This is a genomic window from Streptomyces sp. NPDC027185 (assembly GCF_055567035.1).
This window is the reverse complement of sequence record NZ_JBVHRF010000005.1, coordinates 210652-234356: the sequence shown is the minus strand read 5'-3', so window position 1 is coordinate 234356 and position 23705 is coordinate 210652. Positions and strand designations below refer to the sequence as shown.

The following is a 23705-nucleotide window of genomic DNA, read 5'->3' as shown; positions in this document are numbered from 1 at the left end:
CCGGGGAGGGGGCGTCAGGCGCGGTTGCGGCGGACCGCGTACAGGGTGCCACCACCGGCGACGAGCAGGGCGGCGGCGCCCGCGCCGAGGATCAGGGTGGTGGTTTCGGAGGCGCCGGTGTGGGCGAGTTCGTCCCTGCCGGGGGCGGGCGCGGGGGTGGCGTCCGTGCCGGCGCGGGTGCCGCCGGGGCGGCTCACGCTGGGCACGGGGCGCGGCGCGGAGGCGTCACCGGGCGGCTGGGTGGGTTCGGCGGACGACGGCGCCCGGGTGGCGCTGGGCCGGGACGACGGCGGCTGCGTCGCGTCGTGGCCGGGCGACGAGGGGACGGTGGTGGGCCGTTCCTGGGACGGCACGCTGACGGTGGGCTCCGGGCGGACGCCGTCGGCGTGCGCGGTGCCGGCCACGGAGAGGGTGGTGAGCGCGCAGGCGGCCAGCAGACCGGCGGTGGCGGCACCGCGTATCCGGCGGCGCGCGGCGGTGGGCCGTGCGGCGGAGGCGGCGGACTGCGTGGGGGCGGTGCGGGAGAGATTCACGGGTACTGCTCCACGGTCGTCGGGCGGCGCCCGGTGGCGCCCTCACCCCTCACGACGTGCGGCGGGGGCGGGGGTTGCCGGTGGGGGGAAAGATTTTCCGGGGAGCGGGGAGCGGGGAGCGGGGAGCGGGGCGCTCGTCGCTGGGGCGGGGGCCGGTGCGTCGGCTCCTGGCAGGGGCCGTGGTTCTCGGGGGCGCGCTGCCAGGAGCTTCGTCGGGCCGTCGGGGGCCGGCCGGCGGACGGTGGGAGCGGGGCGGTGTCAGGTCATCGCCGTGGGCGTGGGCGCGGTGATGGGTGGGTCAGCGGCTGAGCCTGTCGAGCTTTCGTTGGAGGCTGCCCATTTCGTCGCGCCAGTCGTTGAGGCTGTCGATGACCTTCTTGAGGAGGTCGGTGCGTTCCTCGTCGGGGAGTGTGTGCCAACCGTTCAGGGAGTCGGCGCGCCGTTGGATTCTCTTCTGGAGTACTTCGGCGTCTTCCTTGATGTCGGTGAACGCGTCCAGAAGGTCTTCCTCCCGCCTTCCCCACCGGCGGTGGCTGTTGCGCTTCGCCTCTTTCATGCTCCGGACGAGATCCCCGGCCTGGGACCGGATGTCCGAGACGTTCTCCAGGAGATTGTTCACCTTCGCGTCCACGCGCGTGGTGTCGACCTTGCGGTACGAGTCGTACGGTTTGTTGATGTTGTACGAGAGCCCGAAGTTCTGGGCGATGTCCATCACTTCGTGCAGCGTGTGGTAGGCGAAATCTGTTGTGTGGTCGAAATCGGTGCGCCAGAAAGCGAAGATTCCCCAGCCGAGTGCGGCGATTTCCTCCAGTGACGCCCCGCTGGTCACCGCCATCCGGAACATCCTGGCGGCGGTCCAGGACTGACCGGCCCAGACGGGGATGTTCCTCTCCCGCGCGTTGAGGGTGGTCTCGGATTGCTCGTTCCGCGTGGAGGGGTGCGTCGCCGGTTTGCCGCGGTCGTTGAGCTTGGGGGTGCCGTCGTCGTGGAGAAGGGCGTTCTGACCGCGGTCGCGGGTGGTGCTGACCCGCTTGCCCCTGTGGTCGAAGTCGAGCGTGCTCTGCTGATCGCGCTCGGTCATCTCCGGGACCGCCTTCTTCCCCGCCGTGGGCGGGGTGTGGGTGGAGTGGCCGAAGTATTCGGAGAGATCGTGCAGGACGATCATTTTCTCGCGGAGGTCGAATTTCTCCGGGTCCTTCATCACCGCGGACAGTCCTCCGCGTTCCATGATGCGGGCGTCCAGCCGGGTGCCCCGGAACTTCTCGTTCATCGTGCCGTCGAAATGGGCGATGTACGAGCCGACCGGCTTTCCCGCCTGCTGGTCGGGGTCCCGTACGCCGTTCTTCGTGATCTGCGATTTGATGTGCGCGCGACCGGTGCGCAGTTCCTTCTCCATGACGGCGATATCTTTTTCGCTCATGTTCCGGTCCTTTTGGACCCCCCGGGTGAACCCGTACATGCGCCGCAGCAGGACGTTGAGGTACATGTCCAGGTCAGGGTCGCGGTGCATCTTCTCCGCCTGCTTCTTCTCCTGCCTGCGGTTGTCCTTGGCGTAGACCCAGCCCATGAGGTTGCGGGCGAGGTCGGTGTAATTGTTGACCTGGATGTCGTGGTTCTTCGCGCCGAAATCAGGGTGCGTGCCGACCACACCGCGCAGCGCCGGGTGGTATTCGTTCTTGAGGCCGACGGGGGAGACGATGGCCTTCGCCAGCTGCCAGTTGATCCGTTTGGCCTCGTTGACGAAATCCTTGCGTTCCTCCGGGGAGAACTCCTTCGCCGCGTCCTTCAGGAAGTGCTGCGACACCTCGTCGGTCATCTTCTTGAGAATGGCGGCGTGGTCGCCCTCGGCCCTGCGGGCGGTTCTCGCCTTGTATTCCTCCGTGAAGTTCCGGTCGCCGACGGTCAGGGCCCGCTGCACCCGGGGAAGGTCCGCGGACGGAACGCTTCCACCACCGTCGGACTTCTTGCGGGCGACGGTCGTTCCGTCCTGGCCGGCGGGCGCCACGGAAGTGGAAGGAGCGGGGGCGGGCGCGCTCATGACGCGCTCGGCGGTCGCCTCCGCCGCGACCTCCGACGGCCCGTCCGCCTCGGAGACATTGACGTTGCCTCCGTAGGGAACGGATGGGAACGACGTGCCCTTCTCGTTCTCCACGACGTGGGCCAGTTCGTGCGCGACGGTTTTCTTGTCGCGCTCGACGCCCTTGTCGAACACCACGTGATGGCGCACGGTGTATGCCTGGGCCTGCAGTTCGGCGGCCGACCGGGCGGCCTGATCTCCCGTGTGGAAGCGGACGGAAGAGAAATCGACATCGCCGCCGAACCGCTGCTCCATCTCCTGGCGGAGGCCGGTTTCCATGGGCCGGCCGGACGAACGGAGCACGTCGTGGACGGCCAGGGGCTGTTCCTGAGGGCCCGCGGAATTCCCGTGCGCCGCCGCCTCTTCCTCGGTGTGCGCCGCGGAGGCGGAGCGGTTGACGAGGTGGTTCACCGCGGAATTGCCGATGCTGCGCTGGAGGGCGGCGATGCCGGGCGCGTCGAGAGGGGCTCTTCCGGCACTCATGTGGAACCAGGCGGATACGGCGGCGTTTCCCATGCCGCGTTGCAGCGCGAGCATGGCGTCCGGCGGCGCGGCGGAGTTCTTCGGGGCCGGGGCCTGTCTCACATCCGGCTTTCCGCTCTTCTTCTCCCGTGAGGACATAACCGTGCTCCCTGTGCAGCGCCGCCAGAAGTCCCGCATGAGTAGCACGGTGCGGGAAGCGGGCTGAAGGGCCGAAGGGGCAGAGGTCCGGGCATTCCTGCGGGCGGGCGCGGGCCCTTCCCGGTCGCTGCCGCCGGTCCGGGCAACGGGCCACGCGCGGCCCTTCGTCTCCGCGGGGTCGCCCGCCCTCAGCTCTTCGGCGGGTCGATCAGCCCGCGCCGGTACGCCTGCGCCAGACGCTGGGGGACCCGGTACACCGAGCCGTCGACGGTCACCGGCACGAGCTGGGGCGTGGTCGCCTTCCACTGGGCGCGGCGGTGGCGGGTGTTGCTGCGGGAGAGCTTGCGCTTGGGGACGGCCATGGGTGGAGCCTCCACAGGTGGGGATCGGGTGGACCCCCAGAGGCTATATGAAAACGACTGTCGTTTCGATTTCGGTGGGGAGGGCAGGAACTCCCCGGATACGGGAGCGCCCGGGGCGGCCTGGTGGGGCCGCCCCGGGCGGAGGTCTCCGGGACGCGCGGCAGCGGCGGCGCGGGGCCGCCCGATGGTCGCGCGCCCGGCCCGCGTCAGATCGTCGCGGTGTCGATCACGAAGCGGTAGCGCACATCGCTGGCGAGGACGCGCTCGTACGCCTCGTTGATGCGGTCGGCGCTGATCACCTCGATGTCGGCGGCGATGCCGTGCTCACCGCAGAAGTCGAGCATCTCCTGCGTCTCGCGGATGCCGCCGATCAGCGAACCGGCGAACGACCGGCGCCCGCCGATCAGCGCGAACGGCGCGACGGTCAGCGGCTTCTCCGGGGCGCCCAGCTGGACGAGGGTGCCGTCGGTGCGCAGCAGCGAGAGGTAGGCGTTGAGGTCGAGGTCGGCGGAGACCGTGTTGATGATCAGGTCGAAGGTGCCGGCCAGCTCCTTGAAGGTGTCCGGGTCCGAGGTCGCGCGGTAGTCGTCGGCGCCGAAGCGCAGCCCGTCGTCCTTCTTGCGCAGCGACTGGCTGAGCACCGTCACCTCGGCGCCCATCGCGTGCGCGATCTTGACGCCCATGTGGCCGAGACCGCCGAGACCGACCACGGCGACCTTCTTGCCGGGGCCCGCGTGCCAGTGGGCCAGCGGCGAGTAGACCGTGATCCCGGCGCACAGCAGCGGCGCCGCGGCGTCCAGCGGGATGCTCTCCGGGATGCGCAGGGCGTAGTTCTCGTCCACCACGAGGTGGGTGGAGTAGCCGCCCTGGGTCGGCTCACCGTCCCGCCCGACGGAGTTGTACGTACCGACGTTGCCCAGGTCACCGGTGCAGTACTGCTCATTGCCGGCGCGGCAGTTGTCGCACTCGCGGCAGGAGTCGACGAAGCAGCCGACGCCGACGCGGTCGCCCACCGTGTAGCGGGTGACGGCGGAGCCGGTCGCGGTGACGACACCGGCGATCTCGTGGCCGGGGACGACCGGGAAGTGACCGCCCTCACCCCATTCGGCGCGGGCGGTGTGGATGTCGGAGTGGCAGATACCGGCGAACTTGATGTCGATCAGGATGTCGTGGGCACCCAGCTCGCGGCGCGCGATGGTGGTCCGCTCCAGCGGTGCCTTCGGCGCGGGTGCGGCGTACGCGGCGACAGAGGTGTGGTTCATGCTCCCGAGGATGCGAGAGCCGCCGGACCGTAGCCAGTGCCCCCCGCTTCGTACGACTGGCGTTCCTACCACTGGGAGGACCACCCAGCGGGCCGCCCGCGCTTTCCCCGGCGCCGCCCCGGCTGCGCATACTTCGGGTATGGACCAGCGCACCGAATTGAGCGAGTTCCTGCGCTCGCGGCGGGCCCGGCTGCGGCCGGGGGACGTCGGGCTGCCCGACCACGGCCGGCGCCGGGTGCCCGGCCTGCGGCGGGAGGAGCTGGCACAGCTGGCCGGGGTCAGCGTCGCGTACTACATCCGGCTGGAGCAGGGCCGGGTCGGCAACGTCTCCGCCTCGGTGCTGGACGCGATCGGCGACGTGCTGCGGCTGACCGGCGCGGAGCGCGACCACCTCGCCCACCTCGCCCGCCCGGTGTCGCGCCGCTCCCGCCCGGCGGTCCGCGCCCAGCGGGTGCGGCCCGCTTTCCAGCAGCTCCTGGACACGATGGAGGCGGTGCCCGCGTACGTCATCGGGCGGCGGCTCGACCTCATCGCCTGGAACCGGCTGGCCTGCGCGCTGCTCGGCGACTTCCCCGCCCTGCCGCGCAAGGAGCGCAACCTCGCCTGGCAGGTCTTCCTCGACGAGCGGCACCGCGCGCTGTACGAGAACTGGGAGGCCAAAGCCTCCGACGTCGTCGGCTATCTGCGGCGGGACGCCGGGCGCAACCCGGACGATCCGGGGCTCGCCTCGCTGATCGGCGAGCTGTCCCTCAAGAGCGAGGACTTCCGGCGGCTGTGGGCCGCGCACGACGTCCAGGACAAGGGCTTCGGTACGAAGGTGCTGCGGCATCCGCTGGTCGGCCGGCTGACCCTCGCCTACGAGACGCTGAGCCTGCCCGCCGACCCGGACCAGCAGCTGATCACCTACCACGCGGAGCCCGGCTCACCGTCCGCGCAGTCCCTGCGGCTGCTGGCCTCCTGGACGCTGGAGCCGGCCCGGCCCCGGCAGGAGCCGGAGCCGGAGCCGGACGCCCGGCGGAACGGGGCGCGGGCCGGGGACGAACGGGCCTGATCCGTATCGTCCGCCGTGCCGCCCGGCGTGCCGGAGCGACCGGCGGAGGGGAGGGACGCCCCGGCCCCGGGCGCGCTCGCTCAGCCGCGGAAGAGCACCGAGCGGAACTTCAGACGCTCGGTGGCGTGGCCGCCGTGCGGGCGGAGGGTGAAGGAGTCGCCGTCGCAGCCCGGACCGGTGAAGACGGTCGCGAAGTCGGAGGTGTCGTTGCGGGGGGTGTGCGCGGGCGCCACCCACTCCTGCGCGACCTCGGGCAGCGTCATGCAGACCCCGCTCGGCGGGTCCGCCAGCGTCCCGACGCGGACGGCGCCGTCCGGGGCGTCGATGAGGTACGTGAACGAGCCGGTCGCCGCCTGGGCGGACGCGGCGGGCAGGGTGACGGCGAGCGCGAGGGCACCGAGAGCGGCGGCCACAATGTGGCGAAGGCGCATGGGTTTCCTTCCGGGACGGCGCCCCGGCGCGGGGCGCGTGCACGGAAGCAACTGCCGTGCCCCGTACGGCGTGACGCACACCCGCGCCGTGTCACACGAAGGAGTGCCGCGGCGGCGCCCACGGCGTGCCGGGCCCCGGGCCTCCGGCCCGTCACGGCCCCGGACCTTCCGCCCGTCACGGCCCCACCGGTACCGCTGCCGCCTCATCGGGCGCACCCCCGTCAGGGTGCCGTTCGGCGGCCGGTCGCGGCGGTGTCTCGCGGGTGCGCAGGATCTCGGCGGTCCGTTCGCACCAGGCGCGGGTCTCGCGTTCGAAGGTGAGGCCGCGCTGACAGGCCAGGTACGGGCCGACGCGGGTGGCGCGGGCGAGGAAGGCGGTTTCGTCGAGGCCGTCGCGGAGGCGTGCCAGCAGCCGGGTGAAGATCTCGGCGCGGCCGGCGGCGATCCGGGCGCGCTCGGTGAGCTGGGCGATCACCGGCGCGGCCGGTAAGCGGTCCACGGCCTGCACCTTGACCAGCAGGTCGTCGCGGGGGAACGCCGGGCGGACGGTGGCCGCGGCGAACCGGTGCAGTTCGCCGATGCCCGCCTCGGTCACCGTGAACAGCCGCTTGTTCGGGCGCATCTCCTGGACCACCTGACGGCCGGCGACCAGCCCGTCCCGTTCCAGTCCGGACAGTTCGGTGTAGAGCTGCTGCGGGCGTGCGTACCAGAAATTGGCCATCCGGACGTCGAACTCCTTGGCCAGTTCGTAGCCGCTGCGCTCCCCGTCCAGCAGCGCGGCGAGGACGGCGTGCCGCAGGGTCATCGCGACTCCTCTCGGACAGGGGGGCGGGCCGTCCGGGGACGGCCCGCCCCTCCGGTCAGACGCGTTCGGTGGCCTCCTCCAGCGTGATGGCGGCCGCGGGACAGACCGCGGCGGCCTCACGGACCGCCTCGTGCAGGGCGGCGTCCGGCCGGGCGTCGAGGAGGACGACGATGCCGTCCTCGTCCCGCTGGTCGAAGACGTCCGGCGCGGCGAGGACGCAGCTCCCGGCGCCGCAGCACTTGTCCTGGTCGACGGTGACACGCATGGCATCGCTCCTCGGGTGGGGCCGGGCGGCGGACCGCCCCGGGCCGGTGGTGGCGCGGCGCTCCGGGCGGGGCGCCGGACGGCGTTCCTTACGGGGTACGGGGGTCGGCGTGCGGGCCCTGCCGGTCACCAGCCGACCGGGAGGGCGTGGACGCCGTAGATGTTCATGTCGTGGCGGAACGGGATCTCCTCGAAGGGGACCGCGAGGTGCAGCTCCGGAAGGCGGCGCAGCAGCGTCTCCAGGGCGATCTGCATCTCGACGCGGGCCAGCGGCTGGCCCAGGCACTGGTGGATGCCGAAGCCGAACGCGACGTGGCGGCGGGCGTCGCGGGTCACGTCGAGGGTGTCGCCGCCGGGGAAGACCGTCTCGTCGCGGTTGGCGGCGTTCAGCGTGCACAGGACGCCCTCGCCCGCCCGGACGAGGGTGCCGCCGACCGTGACGTCCGCCGTGGCGGCGCGCGGCACCCCGTTGTGAATGATCGTCAGGTAGCGCAGCAACTCTTCCACCGCCCCCTTGATCAGGGAGGGCTCGGCGCGCAGCTTGGCCAGTTGCTCCGGGTTGCGCAGCAGGGTGAGGGTGCCGAGCGCCGTCATGTTCGCGGTGGTCTCGTGACCGGCGATGAGCAGCAGCCGGCCCATTCCGGCGACCGCCTCGTCGGAGAGTTCCCCGCGCGCGACCAGCCGGCTGATGATCGCGTCGTCCGGCTCCCGGCGCTTCTTCGCCGCCAACTCCTCCAGATATCCGAGGAGTTCGTTCTGCGCGGTGCGGACCTCGTCGGGCGTGGAGTGCAGGGCGAGCAGGACGTGGCTGCGCTCCTGGAAGAAGGTGTGGTCCTCGTACGGGACGCCGAGCAGCAGGCAGATGACCAGTGACGGCAGCGGCAGCGCGAACTCGGCGACGAGGTCGGCGCGGGTGCGGCCGGCGGTCATCCGGTCCAGCAGATCGTCGGTGATCCGCTGGACCTGCGGCCGCATCGCCTCCACCTTCTTGATCATGAAGTCGGCGGTCAGCATGCGGCGCAGCCGGGCGTGCTCGGGATCGTCCTTGCGGATGAAGCTGAACGAACTGTCCTCGGCGATCACCCGCACCCCGGGGGTGAGGAACGGGAAGCCGGGGCTCTTGGAGTCCGCGCTGAAGCGCGCGTCGCCCAGGACGTCGCGGACATCCTGGTGGCGGGTGACCAGCCAGACGGGCGAGCCGTCCCACAGGGTGGCCCGGACCAGGGGCCCCTCCGTGTGGTGCACGGCGGGCGCCGGGTCGAAGGGGCAGCCGGGGGCGCGGGCGGCGGGGACGGCGACGGGCGCCGGGGTGGTCGCGGGGTCGGTGTGCTGCGGTGCGGTCGTCATGGCGGGTCCTTCCACGTTCGGGCGCGGGGCGCCGTGGTGAACGGTGCGGGTGACGCCGTCGGCGTGCGGGCGGCGGGCGACCGGCGCGGGGCGGGCGTCCCGCGCCGGTCGCGGTGGTGTCCGCGTGCCGACTCCTGCCGTCGGCACCGGGCCGCCGGCGGGGCCCGCCGCGCCCGTCGCGGGGCGCGGAAGCGGACCGTTCCGCCGGGCGGTACCGGTGTGACCGGTACCCGACTGCCGACTTTTACCTGACTAAAGCAACTATCGGGATTCACGCTAACTCTCCCCCGCCGGGGGCGAAAGGGGGTGTTCCGGCCGGTCGGGTGTTGGCCGGTTTCCGTACTGTCGGGGGCCGTTCACCCGGGCCGCTAAGGTTCCTGCATGTCGGAGCCCTCGGTGCCGGAACCGGACCCCATCGTCGCGCTGCAGCGGGCGCTGGCCACCCTGTCCTACCTGCTCACCCGCTCGCAGGCGCACGAACGCCTCGCCGACCGGGCCGGGGTCTCCGCCCGGCGGTCGGACCTGTGGCTGCTGATGGCGCTGGAGGGCGCCGGCGGTGTGAGCCGGGTCGGCGACCTGGCGGAGCACCTGATGGTCGAGCCGTCCCACGTCACCCGCCAGATAGGCCGCCTGGCCGCGGAACGCCTCGTCGAACGCGCCCCGGACCCGCTCGACCGGCGGGCCCGCCAGGTCGCCATCACCGCACACGGCCGCACCGTCCTGCGCCGCTTCCAGGACGCCCGCCAACTCACCCTCCACCAGGCCCTCGACGGCGTCGCCGCCCACGACGTGGCCGTCACCGCAGAGGTCCTGACCCGGCTCACGGAACACGTCCGGGAGCGGGAGGCACGGGGGGAGTGAGGGACGGCGTCCCGTACGGCCCGCGGGGGAGCGGACCCGTAGGGCATCCGCAGGGAGTCCGGACCCGTACGGCGTGGGGCGCGGCCCGGACCCGTACGGGACCCGCCCGGCGCGCCCGTGGAGGAGACCGGCCCCAGGTGAGGAGCGGCGTCCCGTACGGCCTGTGGGGGACGCGGCCCGCACACGGCCCGGCCCCGTACGGGAGGGTCCGTACGGGGCCGGGCCGGGGGGACGGCCGCCGGTCACTCGATGCCGATGCGGCCCTCGTCCGAGGAGGGGCGGGGGCCGGACGACGAGCCCGTGCGGGGCGCGGCCTCGCCGGAGGAGTCGCCGGTCGTGTCGGACGCGCCGAGGTTGCGGCGGACCGAGTCGAGGATGGTCAGGCCCTGGCCGACCAGACCGGCGGCGATCTCGCCGAGGCCGTCCGCACCGTTCAGGACGTTGACGTTGGCGCCGGACAGGCCCGCCGACGCCTCCTTGACGATCTGCGGCAACTGGTCGATCAGCATCCGGTCCAGCGCCACCCGGTCGTACGACGCCGCCGCCTCCGCCTGGATCTTCATCCGCTCCGCGTCGGCCGTCGCCAGCAGCCGGATCCGCTCCGCCTCCGCCTCCGCGGGCTTGACCACCTCCGCCACCAGCTCCTGCTGACGCAGCAGCGCGGCCCGCTCCGCCAGCTCCGTACGGGCGGCCAGCACCTCCTGCTGGGCGTGCGCCTCGGCCAGCGGGCCCGCCTGCGCGGCCTGCGCCTGCGCCCGGTCGACCTCGGCGCTGTACTGGGCCTGGACCACCGCCGTCTGCCGGGAGTACTCGGCCTGGTTCCGCGCCGCCTCCTGCTGCGCCTCCGCCGACGCCTGGGTGGCCTGGGCCTGCGCGATCTGCGCCTGCCGCTGGATGGCCGCCTTGTGCGGCGCCGACATCGCCTCGATGTAGCCGGTCTCGCCGTCGTCGATCGACTGGATCTGCAACGAGTCGACGATCAGACCGATCTTGGCCATCTCCGTCTTGGAGGTCTCCAGGACCTCGGTGGCCAGTTTCTGCCGTTCGGTGACGATCTCCTCCACCGTCATCGAACCGATGATGGACCGCAGATGACCGGCGAAGATCCGCCCGGTCAGGACGGACATCTGGTCCTGGTCGGACAGGAAGCGCTGCCCCGCGTTGACGATCGACTCGGTGTCGTTGCCGACCTTGAACGCGATCACGGCGCGCACGGTCAGCGCGATGCCCTGCTTCGTCACACAGGTCTCGGCGACCTCCGACTCGCACATCGCCAGCGTCAGGAACCGGGTCTTGCGGAAGACCGGCAGCACGAACTTGCCGTGGCCGATCACCACGCGGAACGGGGCGTCACCGTGCCCCCGCCGGCCGCCCGAGATCAACATGGCCTCATCCGGGGCCGGTACGCGGTAACCGAACATCTCTCGTCTCCTCAACCGGCGCCGCCGGCGGAGGGCCGGCCCGTGGGCCGGAGCCCTCAGCCGTCCAGCGCGTCCAACGGATCGGACCAGGCGAGGACATCCACCTGCCGGGTGCCGCGCGAGGCGATCACCAGCACCTCGGTGCCGGTCGCCAGCGGCTCCGCCGACCAGGCCAGAAACGTCTCGGACCCGCCCCTGACCCGCACCTGGACCTCACCCGGCCCGGCCTCACCCCGGGTACCGATGAGCAGCACCCCGGTGCAGCCGATCACGGCCTCGTCCCGTGCCATCGACGGCTTCCCCCTCGCCTTGCTGGTCCTGCTGCCGACCTTAGCCCGCGATCATGGCTTTCACCCCCGGGAAGCGGGGCCGGCGGCGGGCATTGCCGGAGTTTGACGCGGGGGGGCCGGGGCGGCGCATCGTTTTCCTGACGGTGTTCCGCAAAACCCGTATGCGTGAAGACGCGGAGGTGAAGCGGGCACGGCAGGCGCGGGAGCGTTGCGCGGCAGAGGGGCACACCGCTCATGACGAGTTCACCCGTGAGATGTCGAAAGGAGAGGGACGATGCATCACGCCCGATGGAAACTGGACCGTGACCGCGAGGTGGCGGGGGGCGTTGCCGAGGCACCCGAGGCCGAGGCGATGCGCCGTGAGATCCGCCTGGCCTTCGACCTGGGGCAGGCCGTGTACGACCGCCGCACGGAACTGGGACTCTCGCAGAGTGAACTCGCCGAACGGGCGAGGATGACCCAACCGCAGATCTCGAAGCTCGAACTCGGTGGCATGGTGCCCACCCTGCCGCTCCTGGCGCGGCTCGCCGACGCTCTGGACGCGTCGCTCAACATCGCGCTCGACGGTTCCACTTCGACCGTCGTCTTCACCGCGCACGCGGCCTGAACACCGGAACACCTGGAGAGGCCGTTGCCCGACCTTGACGCGGGGCCGGCCGGGCCACAGCCGTGCGGCCCGGCTGGGGCTCCCCCGGCCGGGCCGCGTCCGTTCGTAGGGGAAGGGGCTACCCCAGGACCTTCGCCAGGGAGCCGAGGGCGGATTCCAGGTCGTCGCGGGTGATGGTCAGGGGCGGGGCGAGGCGGATGGTGGAGCCGTGGGTGTCCTTGACGAGGATGCCTTCGGCCATGAGGAGTTCGCTGATGTGGCGGCCGGTGCCGAGGGCCGGGTCGACGTCGACGCCCGCCCACAGGCCACGGGAGCGGAACGCCACCACACCGCGGCCGACCAGGGAGGTCAGGCCCTCGCGCAGCACCTCGCCCAGTTCCGCGGCGCGGCGCTGGTACTCGCCGGTGGCCAGCAGCTCCACGACGGCCGAACCGACGGCGGCGGCCAGCGGGTTGCCGCCGAACGTCGAACCGTGCTCACCCGGGTGCAGCACCTCCATCACCTCCCGCCGGGCGACGACGGCGGAGACCGGGACGATGCCGCCGCCGAGCGCCTTGCCCAGCAGCAGGACGTCCGGGACGACGTTCTCGTGGTCGACGGCGAGGGTACGGCCGGTGCGGCCGAGGCCGGACTGGATCTCGTCGGCGATGAAGAGGCAGCCGGTGCGGCGGGTCAGCTCGCGGACGCCGGTGAGGTAGCCGTCGTCGGGGATCCAGACGCCCGCCTCGCCCTGGATCGGCTCGATCAGCACCGCGGCGGTGGTCTCGTCGATCGCCGCTTCGAGGGCGGCGAGGTCGTTGTACGGGACGATGCGGAATCCCGGGGTGAACGGGCCGAAGCCGTCGCGGGCGACCGGGTCGGTGGAGAAGCTGACGAGGGTGGTGGTGCGGCCGTGGAAGTTGTCCGCGGCCACCACGATCGTCGCCCGGCCTTCGGATACGCCCTTGACGTCGTACGCCCACTTGCGGGCCAGTTTGATGCCGCTCTCCACCGCCTCCGCGCCGGTGTTCATCGGCAGGACCATGTCCAGGCCGGTCAGCGAGGCCAGGCTCGCGGCGAACCCGGCGAGCTTGTCGTTGTGGAAGGCGCGGGAGGTCAGGGTCAGCGCGTCGAGCTGGCGGTGGGCGGCCTCGGTCAGCGCCGGGTGGCGGTGGCCGAAGTTGAGCGCGGAGTACCCGGCGAGCATGTCGAGGTAGCGGCGGCCCTCGACGTCCTCGACCCAGACGTCCTCGGCCCGCGCCACGACCACCGGCAGCGGGTGGTAGTTGTGCGCGAGGACGGGCGTCTCGGCGGCGATGAGGGCGGCGGAGGAACGGTCGGCGGCGGGGCCGGTCTGCGCGGGTGCGGTCATGAGCGGATCTCCTGGGTGCAGCACTTGATGCCGCCGCCGGCCTTGATGAACTCCGACAGGTCGACGGGGACGGGGACATAGCCTTCCTGGGCCAGCCGGCCGATGAGCGCGGTGGCCTGCGGGGCGACGAAGACGTGACGGCCGTCGGAGACGGAGTTCAGCCCGAACACCGTCGCGTCGTCGCGGGTGGCGTGCACCGCCCGGGGGAACAGCCGCTCCAGCACCTGCCGGCTGCCCGGCGAGAACGCCTGCGGGTAGTACGCGACGTTCTCGTCGTCGAGGGCGAACAGCGCGGTGTCGAGGTGGTAGAAGTACGGGTCCGTCAGCTGGAGGACGACCGTCGGCACCCCGAAGAACTCCTGGATCTCGGCGTGCGCCGCCCGGCTGGAGCGGAAGCCCGTACCGGCGAGCAGCAGCCCGCCGACCGGCACCAGATCGCCCTCGCCCTCGCACGGTGATTCCGGCCGGCGCACCGGGCGGCCGTCCGCCGCGAACCACTCGTCGTACGCGGCGGACTCCGGGCGGCGCTCCGGCGCGTGGAACGACGAGCCGAAGACCTTGCCGTGCAGGCAGAGCGCCGCGTTGGCGGCGAAGACCATGTCCGGCAGGCCCGCCCGCGGCGCGATCGTCTCGACGGTGTGGCCGTGGGCGCGGTAGGCGGCTGCCAGCGCCTCCCACTGCCGGGCGGCGCGCGCGGTGTCGACGGGCTCGTCGGTGCGCATCCACGGATTGATGGAGTAGCGGACGTCGAAATGGTCCGGCGGGCACATCAGGAAGCGGCGCGGGCGCGCGGTGCGGCGGGGCGCGGGGAGCGCGTCCACGGTGGCGCGCAGGGCGGCGTCCTCGGCCGGGGCGAGGACGCTCGTGGGGGTGGCGGGGCCGGTGGGGTGCGGCGCCACGGTGGCCGCGGTTCCGGGAGCGGTCGCGGGCGGTGCGGGTTCGTGACGGCCGTTCGGCGCGGGCGCATGACTCGTCGGCACGGGGGATCCTCCGCTTCCTACGGGGCACGGCCGGTCGGCCCGCGGTGGTCGGCCGCGGGACTGCCGGATACGTCTCCACGGTAGGGAGCGCGCGGCGCGCGGGACAAGGCGAACATGGTGCGTGGTCACGCAGCATCACTGCGTGATCAGCGGGCTCAGGGCAGGATCGTTGCGTCGGTCGGGGCGTCGTCGGGGGCCGCCCGGCGGGCGCCCGCCTCCGCGGAGTCCGGCAGCAGATGGGACAGCACGAGGTAGCTGATCGTCTTCCGGATGAAGGGTTCGTCGCGGATCCGCTCCAGCACCTCCTCGAAGTGGGCGACGTCGGTGGCCCGGACGTGCAGCAACGCGTCGGCGGCGCCGGTGACGGTCATCGCCGTGGCGATCTCGGGGTGGTTGCGGACCACCTCGGCCAGCCGCCGGGGCGGCGCGGCGCCGTCGCAGTACACCTCGACGTACGCCTCGGTGCGCCAGCCGAGCGCCGAGGGCCGCACCGTCGCGGTGAACCCGGTGATCACCTCGGCGTCCCGCAGCCGGTCGACGCGGCGCTTGACCGCGGTGGCGGAGAGCCCGATGGCGGTGCCGATCTCCGCGAAGCTGGTCCGGGCGTTGTCGATGAGCGCCGCGACGATCTTGCGGTCGAGGTCGTCGAAGGACGGCGTGCGGGCGCCGGTGGCCGGGGAGTTCCCGGTGGTGGGGGAGGCGGGGCGCGGGCGGTCGCGGGGGGCGGGGCTTCCGGCGGGGTGACGTGTGCCGCTTCCCGTGGCGGCCGTCGCACCGGTCCGCGGGTCGCTCTGCGCGCCGGTCGTCCGTGCGCTGTTCCGTGCGTCGTTCCGTGCGGGCTTGCTGGGCATGGGGCCTCCGGGATGGGGTGTGGGGGCACGGTATCCAGGAGGTGGGGCGGTCCGGGGGCGGCCGGGTGGCCGTGCGGGGTTCGGTCCGGGGCGGTGAGCTGCGGTGGGGTTCCGGGTGGGCGCGGGGCGCGCTCGTGGTCCGGGTGCGGAACTGTCGTGCGGTGCCGGTCGTCGTGGAAGAGGCGCGGGCAGCTGAGGTGCGGCGCGGATCGCGAGGACGAGAACAGGGGCCGGCGCCCGGCGCGGCGACGGGCTCCGGCAGGACGAGGTGGACGAATGAGGCGCGCGAAGCGCTCGGGGCGCTGCTTTCCGGTGGCGGGGCGGTGCTGCCGCGCGGAGGTGACGGGGAGCCGGAAGGGCGGCGGTGGACCGGTGGGTGACGGCCGGCCGGCTGGTGGCAGCGGACCGGTGGGCGACGGTGGGCTTGTTGGCGACGGTGGGGCGGTGGGCCCGGTGCCGGTCGTCCTCGCGGCGCGGACGTCCGTACCCGTAGGGGGTGCCCGGTGAGGGTCTGTCTGCTGACGGACAAGCCCGGCCACCCCCTGCTGGCGGCGGCGTCGGAACTGCTGGCCGAGCGGTGCGGGGTGGTGGCGTACGACCCGGACGGGGAGACCGGGGCGGGCCCGGAGGCGGCTTCGGAGCTACTACCCGCGCAGAGGGCGGTGGCCGGACTGGAGCCGGGGGCGGTGCCTGGGTCTGTGTCTGTGCCTGTGTCTGGAGGTGGGGCCGGGGCTGTGGGGGCGGGGGTGCCTGAGCCGGGGCCTGTGGCCGGGCCCGCGGGTGGGCCTGTGAACGGCCCCCTGGGGGAAGCCGCATCCGTGCTCGGTCCCGTGGGTGGTCCCGTAGGGGGAGCCGTGTTGCGGGGCGGGGCCGGCCCCGTACGGGGTCCCGAGCGGGGTCCCGTACGGGAGGCGTGGCCTGCCGGGGTGCCGGAGGCGGACGTCTATCTGCTCAAGGCGCACACGCCGCGGGCGTTGGCGCTCGGGGCGCGGTTGGAGGCGGCGGGTGCCACGGTGATCAACTCCGTGGCGGCGACGGCGCTGTGCCAGGACCGTACGGAGATGGCGGCGCTGGCGCGGGCGGCGGGACTGCCGTTCGCGGCGACCCGGACGCTGGACCGGCTCGGCCCGCTGGCGGCGGCCGGGGAGCCTCCCGTCCCGCTGGTCGTCAAGAGCCGCCGCAGCCGCCGCGGTGACCTCGTCGCCCGCGCCGACACCGCCGCCGACCTGCGCGTACTCGCCGCGGAGTGGCCCGACGAACCCGTGGTCGTCCAGGAGTTCACCCCGAACCCCGGCTGGGACCACAAACTGTGGGTCATCGACGGCCACCTCTTCGCCGCCGTCCGCCGCTCCGAACTCTCCCCCGGCGGCGGCTCCGTCACCACCACCGTCGCCCTGGACGAACTCCCGGGTGGCTGGCTGGAGTTGGCGCACCGCGTGGGCGAGGTCTTCGCCCTCGGCGTCTACGGCGTGGACCTCCTGGACGCGGGCGACGGCACCCCCGTCATCGTCGACATCAACGCCTTCCCCGGCGTCCGGGGCCAGGCCGGAGCCCCGGAGGCGCTGGCGGGGCTGGTGCTGCGGGCGGGGAGGGCGTAGGGCGTACGTGCACAAGGGGGCGGCACCGGGCGGGGCGCGTGAACTGGCCTTTCGGCGAGGGCGAGTTGGCCCCCCGTACAGGTGAATCGCGGCCGTACGGGTGGGAGCCGGGCCGCACGCGGGGGGCGTCCCGTACGGGGCCCGGGGTGTGCGCGGGCCGTCCCGTACGGGGCCCGGGGCGTGCGGGGCCCGTCCCGTACGGGGAGACCCCGAGGTGTCGCCTCTCGCCCCGGATCGGCACCTGTGGCGCACCCCATACCCGCTGTGCACCCGGGGCGCGGAGCGGTGCGCCGTCCCCCGGGAGGCTCGGGGTACGCGGACGCCGCCGGGACCGGCGCGGACCGCGCGACCCGTAGGCGAGCCGAGCCGAGGAGAACCATGCCCGCGCCCCAGCACCCGTCCCCGCAGCAGCCGGAGAGCACCGCACCGCAGCAGCCGGACACCTCCCTTCCGCAGTACCCCGGGGGGCCCGCCCCGGCCGACACGCGGCGTCCGGAGGGCGGCGGCTCGCCGTACCCGGACGCCGCCGCACCGCAGGGGCCGGGCAGCGGCTCCCTGGCCGGGTTCGCCGCGTACGGCGTCACCCCGCACGCGCACAGCCGGCAGTTGCCGCCGTACCGGGGTGTGGTGGCCGTCGACGCGAAGGACTTCACCGGGTACCCGGCGGTGCAACACTCGGTGATCAGCCAGACCGTGCCGCAGATCCTGGAGGTGGCCTTCGCACGGGCCGGGCTCGCCGAGGTCTGGCGTGACCAGCGGTTTCCGGCGCACCCGGGGGACGGCTACGTCTTCGGGTTCGACCCGGCGCGGATGCCGTTCCTCATCCACCCCTGGCTGAACACGCTCCAGGAGGTGCTGGCCGAGTTCAACGTCCACTCCCGGGGCGTCGTCCGGATGCGGCTGCGGGTCAGCCTGCACATCGGGCCGCTGCCCGACGACGGCACCGCGTTCGACGGCAACGGCACCCCGCGCAACGACACCCACCGGCTGCTCGACTCCGCCCCCGTCAAGGCGATGCTCGCCGCCGCCAGCGAACACGTCACCCACGTCGCGGCGATCCTCTCCGACCGCTGCTACGAGGACGCCGTCGCCGGCGGCTACACCGGCCGCCACCGCGACCACTTCCTGGAGGTCCCGGCCACCGTCGAGGGCAAGCAGTTCGCCCAACGCGGCTGGCTGTACGTCCCGGCCCCGTCCGGGAACCTCTACGACCGCCGGATCATCGGCGGGGAGGACTCCGGGGGCCCCGGGGAGGGGGCGGCGCGGGAGACCCGCGATGGCCAGGAGTTCCGGGACGCCCGTGAGGGGCGCGACGCTCGCGGCGGCCGTGACGCCCGGCGGGCCGGACGCCGTTCCGACCGTACGGACGCGGAGCCCGGCAGCCCGGTGACGTACGCCGCCCCGGGCGGCAACCTCAACACCGGCACGGTGCACGGCGGCCAGACCGTCCGCAACGTCGACGTGGCGGGCGACTACACCGAGGACAACCACGTCCAGGGCGACCGGGTGAACGTGGGCGAGGTGGCCGGCGACTACGCCCCCGGCGGCCGCAAGGCGGGGACGGTCCACGGGGCGATGGGCGATGTCGTCCACGGTGACAAGCGTGGGGGGGAGTGATGGGGGTGGGGGGTGGCGGGGAGTCGCCGGATAAGGGTGATGAAGCCGGCCGTAACGGTGGCACCGGTGCCGCGGACGCGCCCACGGACCGGGGCGCCGACGAGGGCCCGGCCGATCTGTACGGCCTGTACGGCCCGGACTCGTGGGCGGCAGGACTGCTGGCGGGCGGCGGGCCGTTCCACTCCGTCGTCATCGCACCGCAGGCCAACGTCAACACCGGGACGGTGCACGGAGGCCAGCACGCCGAGAACCGAAATGGCGGGACGGCGCACGGCGAGCGACCGGTGGAGTCCCATGAGGGTCCGGTATCCCTGGCAGAGATCGCGGCGGCCGAACGGGGCTTCGCGGAGCCCGAGTGGTTCGAGGCAGCGCTACGGGAACTGGATTCGCGACTGCTGTTCCTCACAGGTGAGGCGGGGTCCGGGCGCCGTACGGCCGCTCTCAACCTCCTGCTGAAACACAGCGGTTCACAGGACATCCGGGCTGTGGACCGTGATGTGAACCTCGCTGCCTGGCGACCGGGGAAGGAGGACGCGGCCCGGGGCTACCTGGTGGATGGCCTGGTCGGCCGGCAGGCACTCGGCCGGGGCACGGTCGGTGCCCTGAAACGGATGCTGGAAAAGGCACGTGCGCGGATGGTCGTGGTGTTGCCGGACGAGCCTGAGCTGGTCCGGAGCCTGATGCGCGATCTCGACCTCACACCGAGACTGTGTGTTCCGCCGCCACCCCGCGATGTCTTCGCGGCTCGCTTCGAGACGGCGGTGCCGGAACCGGTTGACCGCGCCCGGCTGCTCTCCCGCTTGGAGCCAGGGGTCCTGGACGACCTGCTGGAGAAGCAACTGGTCCCGTCGGAGGTCGCGGAACTGGTGGACGCGGTGGTCGAGTCCGGAGCCGGGCGGGACACCGCGGGTGCCACTGATCTCCGCGACCGCCTGAGCTACCGGGCCCGCGACGAGGCTCCTGAACTGGTCCAGAACGTCCGCGAGGACCCCGACGCGCTGGCTTTCCTTCTCGCCCTCTGTGTTTTCGAGGGACTGGACCACCGCATCGTGCGGGAACAGGCCGAACGGCTGCTGGAACTGGCGGAAGGCCGGCTGGACGCGGTTCTGCGCAGCGAGCCGCGGGACGGGGACGCCAGCTGCGCCGTCCGGCAGCCTCCCCGCCCCAACCCGGATTTCGTCTTCCGCAGCTCACTCGATGACCTCATGCGGAAGGCACGTGCGGAATCCGCGGAGCGGGAGATCCGGACGGACACCGGGTACCGCTACTCCGTGGAGCCGGTCCGCTTCACCCGCCATCGGCAGGGCGAGGAGGTTCTCAAGTACGTCTGGCGCCAGTACAGCCAGCTTCCCCGGCTGCTGACGGACTGGATGGACGGCGTGGGGCAGGAGTACGAGCTGACCCGGTCGGTCGGCCGCGTCATGGGCCTGGCGGTCGGATGGGGCGGTGGCCGCCGTGCACTGCGCCACATCCACGAACTCGCCGCTTCGGGCCGCGCGACGAGCCGCTCCATCGCCGCCTCAGCACTCGGCATGGCGGCGCAGGACCCGATGCTGGACGGGGAGATCAAACATCAGCTCCGCGCGTGGAGCCGGAGCGGCAGCCCCCGCCTCCGTTCCACGGTGGCCCGGACCTGCGGTACCGAATTCGGGGTGGCGCGCCCGGAATTCGCCCTCCAGACATTGCGTGCCGTGCGTGACACGTCGCGGAGAAGGAGAGCCGAACCGGATTCCGAGGCAGTTGAGGGCGATGTCCTCCGGGCAGTCGTACGCCTCTTCACCTCGGGCAACCAGGCGTTGGTACTGCGGCGCCTGGTCGAGTGGGACGACGCCCACGGCGACGGTGTTTTCGTGCGCCAGGTCTTCCCGCATCTGCTCCTCCAGGGGCGCCAGTGGTTCGGCGGTCAGTTGGTGTCGGGCGGTGAGTTCGCCGAGTACGCCGTCGTCCTCACCCACCGCGCCCTCGACGACGACGCTCTCTTCGGCGCCGCCCGGGGCGCCCTGCTCCATTGGTGCCGTACCGCCTCCTGGGACGACGATCCCGAACCCACCGGTGTGCTGCTCGGGGCGCTCGCGCAGCGCATGACCCGGGGCGTGTTCCGGCTCTTCGTCGACATCGACCAGTTCCCGGATCCGTTGCCCGTCCATCCGCTCGTCCGCCACGCGCTGGATGGCTGGCGTAACGGCCGGATGCCCACCGAGCCCGTTCCGACCGCGCAGGGGAGCGCCGTATGACGTCCGAACAGACCGCCGCCACGACAGGCCCCGACAGCCCCGTCTACACGCAGGCGCCGCATGCGCCGTGGCGGGAGATCCTGTGGCACCGCTGGACGGGGCGGCGCGACCGGGCCCTGGTGCTGTGCGACCGGGACGGCGGCTACCACGTCCTGGCCGCCCGGCGCGGTCGCAGGCGGGACACCGATCCGCTGCCCGCCGGGGTGGGGGCCGCCTTGGAGAGCGCCCCGCCGGTGCGGATGCGCGGCGGCTACGACAACGCCTTCCACGTCCGGCTCACCGAGGAGAGCGGGACCCGCGACGTGGGGCTGCCGACGGCGTACGGCACCGAGCCGGTGGAGGTTCACGCGAGGTGGTGGGTGCACGATCCGCGGCAGGTGGTGCGCAGCCGCACCCGGCACGGCTGGGACAGCGTCCGCAAGGACATCGAACAGCGGCTGCGCCGGCTCGCGTCCGAGCATGAGGGGCGCGGACTGGACGCGGCGGAGGTGCTGAGCCGGCTGGGTGGCACCGAGACGCTGGTGGGCTCCGGGCTCAGCTACCGGATCACCGATGTCTGTGCCCGCACCGTGCCCGGCGAACTGCGGCTGGGCCGGTCCGGCGAGGTGGCGCCGCCGTTCTCCTGGTCGGCCAACGCCACCGCGGACTACGACTTCTGCGCGCGGGCGGTGCGCAGCGGCCCGGTCACGCTCGCGGCGCTGTGGCTGGTGCGCCACCCCGATCAGATCGAAAGGGTGCTGAGCTGGGCGGTGGACCACCAGCAACTGCTGCGCGCCGAGGCCGACTGGGAGGACGGTATGGCCGGGTTGCTGGGCAATCTGTCGGAGCAGGAGAAGAAGGCACTTGCGGAGCTGGTCCGTGACCGGCTCACCGCGCTCGGCCGCAAGGTGCCCGACCCGAAGCGCTCCGGTCCGGTCCACCCGGGTGCCAACGGCTGGCCCGTCGGCACCGGCGGGAAGTCGTTGTGAGGCCGGACCGGGCCCCGGGGGTGTGGCCGGGCGGGCGCGTCCCCGGGGCGGGCGGGGGCCGGGGCGCGCCGTGCCGCCCGGCGGTCGGCGCCCGGCCGGGCCGACGGCCCCCGGGCGCGCCCGGGGCGCGCCCGCCGCGCCCGTCGGTGGCCGCAGGCAGGCCTGCGGCCCGGCGAGCGACGGCTTCCCGCCGGCCACCCCGCCCTCGCCCTGCCACCCCACCCACCCCTGACATCACCCCCGCCGCCGAACGCCTCCTCGCCACGAACCTCACCGAGCTGACCAGGGCGGATACCAAGGCGGCGGTGTTGCTGGGGTTTCTCGGGGCGGTGCTGGGGGCGTTCGTGACGGTGACGCGGGGGGTGCCGGGCGGGTACGCGGGCGGCGGCGGTGCGGCCGGGTGGTGGAGTGCGGTGGGGACCGCGCTGCTGGCCGCCGGCTGTTTCGTGGGCGCGCTCGCGCCCCGGCGGCGTAAGGGGCGGGCGGACGGGGACGCCGGGCCGGGCTACTTCGAGCAGGTGGCGGGGGTGAGCGGGGAGCGGCTGGCGGCGGCCTTCGCGCGGGCGGCCCGGGACCCGGCCGCCCCGGCGCTGGCCGCCCTGCGGCGCACCAGTGAGATCGTCCGGGCCAAGTACCGCTGGATCGAGACGGGCACGGTGCTGCTGCTCGTAGCCCTCCCGCAGTTCGCGGTGGCGGCCCGGCCGTGGTGAGCGGGCGGCGGGGCAGGCCGGGCCCCCGGACGGCGCCCGCGACCGGCACGCAGCGAACGGGACGGCGTACGCCACGGCGCCGCCGTGAGCCGGACGGACCGGCCGTGGCGCCGCGTCGAACAGGCCGGTTCAGGCGCCCCGCTCCGCCTCGGGCGTCGCCTTCGCCGCCTTCGCCGCGGTGCCCTCCACCCGGGCGGCGGGCGCGGGCTCCGGTGCCGCGACGGGTCGCAGTCGCCGCAGGGTGACCGCGCTGACCAGGGCCGCCGCGATCAGGGCTAGGCAGTAGAGGGTGACGCCGGGCCAGGTGGCGGCGGAGTAGGCGACGCCGCCGACCGTGCCGCCGACGGCGCTGCCCATGTAGTAGAAGAAGAGGTAGACGGCGGCGCCCTGCGCGCCCAGGGCGGTGGCCCGGCCGCCGACCCAGCCGCTGGCCACCGAGTGCGCGGCGAAGAACCCGACGGTGAAGACCACCAGGCCCGGCACGACCGCGCCCAGCCGCGGTACGAGCATCACCGCCAGCCCCGCGACGGTGATCAGCAGCGCCGGGAGCAGCACCCTCGGGCGCCCGAACCGGTCGACGAGCCGGCCCGCCGCCGCCGAGGAGAACGACCCCGCCGCGTACGCCGTGAAGAGCAGTCCGGCGGCGGTCTGCGAGAGGTGGAACGGCGCCGCGATCAGGCGGAAGCCCAGGTAGTTGTAGACGGTGACGAACGCGGCCATCGCGACGAAGCCGATCAGGTACAGCCGCAGCAGCCCGCTGTCCGGCAGCGCCCGGCCGATCCCGGCGGCCAGCGCCCGCGGCTTCGGCTCCCGGCGTACGAAGCGGACCGACGCCGGGATGGTCAGCCGGAACAGCACCGCGCACACGGCGGCGGCCGCCCCGACCGCGCCGATCGCCCACCGCCAGCTGCCGGTCACCTCCAGCACCCCGTCGGCGACGAGCCGCCCCGCCATCCCGCCGATGCCGTTGCCCGCGACGTACAGCCCCATCGCCTGGCCCAGTGACGCGCGGTCCACCTCCTCGGCGAGGTACGACATCGCGGTCGCCTGGAGCCCCGCGAGGGAGAGCCCCTGGAGGACGCGGATCACCAGCAGCGCCGGGTACGTCGGCGCGAAGGCCGCGGCGATCCCCAGGAGCGCGGCGCAGCTCAGCGCGAGCGTCATCATCCCCGTCCGGCTCCAGGCGTCGGACAGCGCCGTCAGCGGCACCACGGCCAGCGCCATCGCCGCGGTCGAGACCGAGACGGTCAGCGACGACGCGGCGGGCGTCAGATGCAGGTCGAAGGAGAGCGCGGGCAGCAGCGCCTGGACGCAGTAGAGCGTCATGAACGTGGTCAGCCCGGCCGCGAAGAGCGCCCCGGTGGCCCGCCGGAAGCCGGGCGTGCCTCGGACATGGGCGGCGGGTATCGCGGCTGTGTCGGTCACCCGGCGACGGTAGGCACGCGCCGAATGATGCGTCCAATG

The 23705-nt window shown here is 73.4% G+C and carries 21 protein-coding genes and 1 pseudogene; 8 read left to right on the top strand and 14 right to left on the bottom strand.

Features of this window, described 5'->3' with window-relative positions; translation table 11 throughout:
* Positions 1–14 precede the first annotated feature (14 nt).
* The 4 genes from ACZ4M8_RS18290 to ACZ4M8_RS18275 form a co-directional block, all read right to left on the bottom strand.
* Positions 15–533, bottom strand: a complete 519-nt coding sequence (locus ACZ4M8_RS18290; protein WP_467608466.1) for an LAETG motif-containing sortase-dependent surface protein — start codon at positions 531–533, stop codon at positions 15–17.
* 298 nt (positions 534–831) lie between these two features.
* Positions 832–3231, bottom strand: coding sequence for an eCIS core domain-containing protein (locus tag ACZ4M8_RS18285; RefSeq protein WP_467608463.1), 2400 nt, complete (start codon positions 3229–3231; stop codon positions 832–834).
* Between the two features lie 188 nt (positions 3232–3419).
* Positions 3420–3593: a 50S ribosomal protein L32 gene (gene rpmF, locus ACZ4M8_RS18280; RefSeq protein ID WP_467608461.1), complete on the bottom strand. Its 174-nt coding sequence runs from the start codon at positions 3591–3593 to the stop codon at positions 3420–3422.
* A 206-nt stretch (positions 3594–3799) separates the two neighbouring features.
* Positions 3800–4855 carry an NAD(P)-dependent alcohol dehydrogenase gene (locus ACZ4M8_RS18275; protein ID WP_467608458.1) on the bottom strand — a complete coding sequence of 352 codons (1056 nt, stop codon included), beginning with the start codon at positions 4853–4855 and terminating at the stop codon, positions 3800–3802.
* A gap of 139 nt (positions 4856–4994) precedes the next feature.
* Here ACZ4M8_RS18275 and ACZ4M8_RS18270 point away from each other — a divergent pair, with 139 nt between their 5' ends.
* Entirely contained in the window at positions 4995–5906 is a 912-nt protein-coding gene (locus tag ACZ4M8_RS18270) for a helix-turn-helix transcriptional regulator (protein WP_467608455.1), read from the top strand.
* An 80-nt stretch (positions 5907–5986) separates the two neighbouring features.
* Here ACZ4M8_RS18270 and ACZ4M8_RS18265 read toward each other — a convergent pair whose 3' ends face one another.
* From ACZ4M8_RS18265 to ACZ4M8_RS18250, 4 genes are all read right to left on the bottom strand, one after another.
* Positions 5987–6337, bottom strand: coding sequence for a hypothetical protein (locus ACZ4M8_RS18265; RefSeq protein ID WP_467608453.1), 351 nt, complete (start codon positions 6335–6337; stop codon positions 5987–5989).
* Between the two features lie 175 nt (positions 6338–6512).
* Positions 6513–7142, bottom strand: a complete 630-nt coding sequence (locus tag ACZ4M8_RS18260; RefSeq protein ID WP_467608450.1) for a PadR family transcriptional regulator — start codon at positions 7140–7142, stop codon at positions 6513–6515.
* Between the two features lie 55 nt (positions 7143–7197).
* A complete protein-coding gene (locus ACZ4M8_RS18255) occupies positions 7198–7407 on the bottom strand; it encodes a ferredoxin (protein ID WP_399087839.1) in 210 nt (69 codons plus the stop codon).
* A gap of 125 nt (positions 7408–7532) precedes the next feature.
* Positions 7533–8753 carry a cytochrome P450 gene (locus ACZ4M8_RS18250; RefSeq protein ID WP_467608447.1) on the bottom strand — a complete coding sequence of 407 codons (1221 nt, stop codon included), beginning with the start codon at positions 8751–8753 and terminating at the stop codon, positions 7533–7535.
* Between the two features lie 381 nt (positions 8754–9134).
* Here ACZ4M8_RS18250 and ACZ4M8_RS18245 point away from each other — a divergent pair, with 381 nt between their 5' ends.
* The gene (locus ACZ4M8_RS18245; protein ID WP_467608445.1) at positions 9135–9614 is read left to right on the top strand and encodes a MarR family winged helix-turn-helix transcriptional regulator; all 480 of its coding nucleotides are present in this window, start codon (positions 9135–9137) and stop codon (positions 9612–9614) included.
* A gap of 242 nt (positions 9615–9856) precedes the next feature.
* Here the strand turns inward: ACZ4M8_RS18245 and ACZ4M8_RS18240 are convergent, their stop codons facing one another.
* Entirely contained in the window at positions 9857–11035 is a 1179-nt protein-coding gene (locus ACZ4M8_RS18240; protein WP_467608443.1) for an SPFH domain-containing protein, read from the bottom strand.
* A 56-nt stretch (positions 11036–11091) separates the two neighbouring features.
* Positions 11092–11325: a hypothetical protein gene (locus tag ACZ4M8_RS18235; RefSeq protein ID WP_399087831.1), complete on the bottom strand. Its 234-nt coding sequence runs from the start codon at positions 11323–11325 to the stop codon at positions 11092–11094.
* 274 nt (positions 11326–11599) lie between these two features.
* Between ACZ4M8_RS18235 and ACZ4M8_RS18230 the strand changes: the two genes are divergently transcribed.
* Positions 11600–11932, top strand: coding sequence for a helix-turn-helix domain-containing protein (locus tag ACZ4M8_RS18230; protein WP_467608441.1), 333 nt, complete (start codon positions 11600–11602; stop codon positions 11930–11932).
* A 118-nt stretch (positions 11933–12050) separates the two neighbouring features.
* Here the strand turns inward: ACZ4M8_RS18230 and rocD are convergent, their stop codons facing one another.
* The 3 genes and pseudogenes from rocD to ACZ4M8_RS18215 all read right to left on the bottom strand — a co-directional run.
* Entirely contained in the window at positions 12051–13283 is a 1233-nt protein-coding gene (gene rocD, locus ACZ4M8_RS18225) for an ornithine--oxo-acid transaminase (protein ID WP_467608439.1), read from the bottom strand.
* A complete protein-coding gene (gene ddaH / locus ACZ4M8_RS18220) occupies positions 13280–14053 on the bottom strand; it encodes a dimethylargininase (RefSeq protein WP_467609144.1) in 774 nt (257 codons plus the stop codon). The genes rocD and ddaH overlap by 4 nt, the downstream gene beginning before the upstream one ends.
* A 365-nt stretch (positions 14054–14418) precedes the next feature.
* Positions 14419–14928: pseudogene (locus ACZ4M8_RS18215) on the bottom strand (Lrp/AsnC family transcriptional regulator); the annotation flags it as partial.
* A gap of 1040 nt (positions 14929–15968) precedes the next feature.
* Between ACZ4M8_RS18215 and ACZ4M8_RS18210 the strand changes: the two are divergent.
* From ACZ4M8_RS18210 to ACZ4M8_RS18190, 5 genes are all read left to right on the top strand, one after another.
* Positions 15969–16712: an ATP-grasp domain-containing protein gene (locus ACZ4M8_RS18210; RefSeq protein WP_467608436.1), complete on the top strand. Its 744-nt coding sequence runs from the start codon at positions 15969–15971 to the stop codon at positions 16710–16712.
* 378 nt (positions 16713–17090) lie between these two features.
* Positions 17091–18329 (top strand): hypothetical protein, encoded by a 1239-nt coding sequence (locus ACZ4M8_RS18205; RefSeq protein WP_467608434.1) that lies wholly within the window; start codon positions 17091–17093, stop codon positions 18327–18329.
* Positions 18329–20563: a hypothetical protein gene (locus ACZ4M8_RS18200; RefSeq protein ID WP_467608431.1), complete on the top strand. Its 2235-nt coding sequence runs from the start codon at positions 18329–18331 to the stop codon at positions 20561–20563. The genes ACZ4M8_RS18205 and ACZ4M8_RS18200 overlap by 1 nt, the downstream gene beginning before the upstream one ends.
* On the top strand, positions 20560–21531 hold the full coding sequence (locus ACZ4M8_RS18195; RefSeq protein WP_467608429.1) for a hypothetical protein: 972 nt from the start codon (positions 20560–20562) through the stop codon (positions 21529–21531). Before ACZ4M8_RS18200 ends, ACZ4M8_RS18195 begins: the two co-directional genes overlap by 4 nt.
* On the top strand, positions 21528–22241 hold the full coding sequence (locus ACZ4M8_RS18190) for a Pycsar system effector family protein (protein WP_467608426.1): 714 nt from the start codon (positions 21528–21530) through the stop codon (positions 22239–22241). Before ACZ4M8_RS18195 ends, ACZ4M8_RS18190 begins: the two co-directional genes overlap by 4 nt.
* Positions 22242–22370: 129 nt before the next feature.
* Here the strand turns inward: ACZ4M8_RS18190 and ACZ4M8_RS18185 are convergent, their stop codons facing one another.
* Entirely contained in the window at positions 22371–23666 is a 1296-nt protein-coding gene (locus tag ACZ4M8_RS18185) for an MFS transporter (protein WP_467608424.1), read from the bottom strand.
* Between the last annotated feature and the right edge of the window lie 39 nt (positions 23667–23705).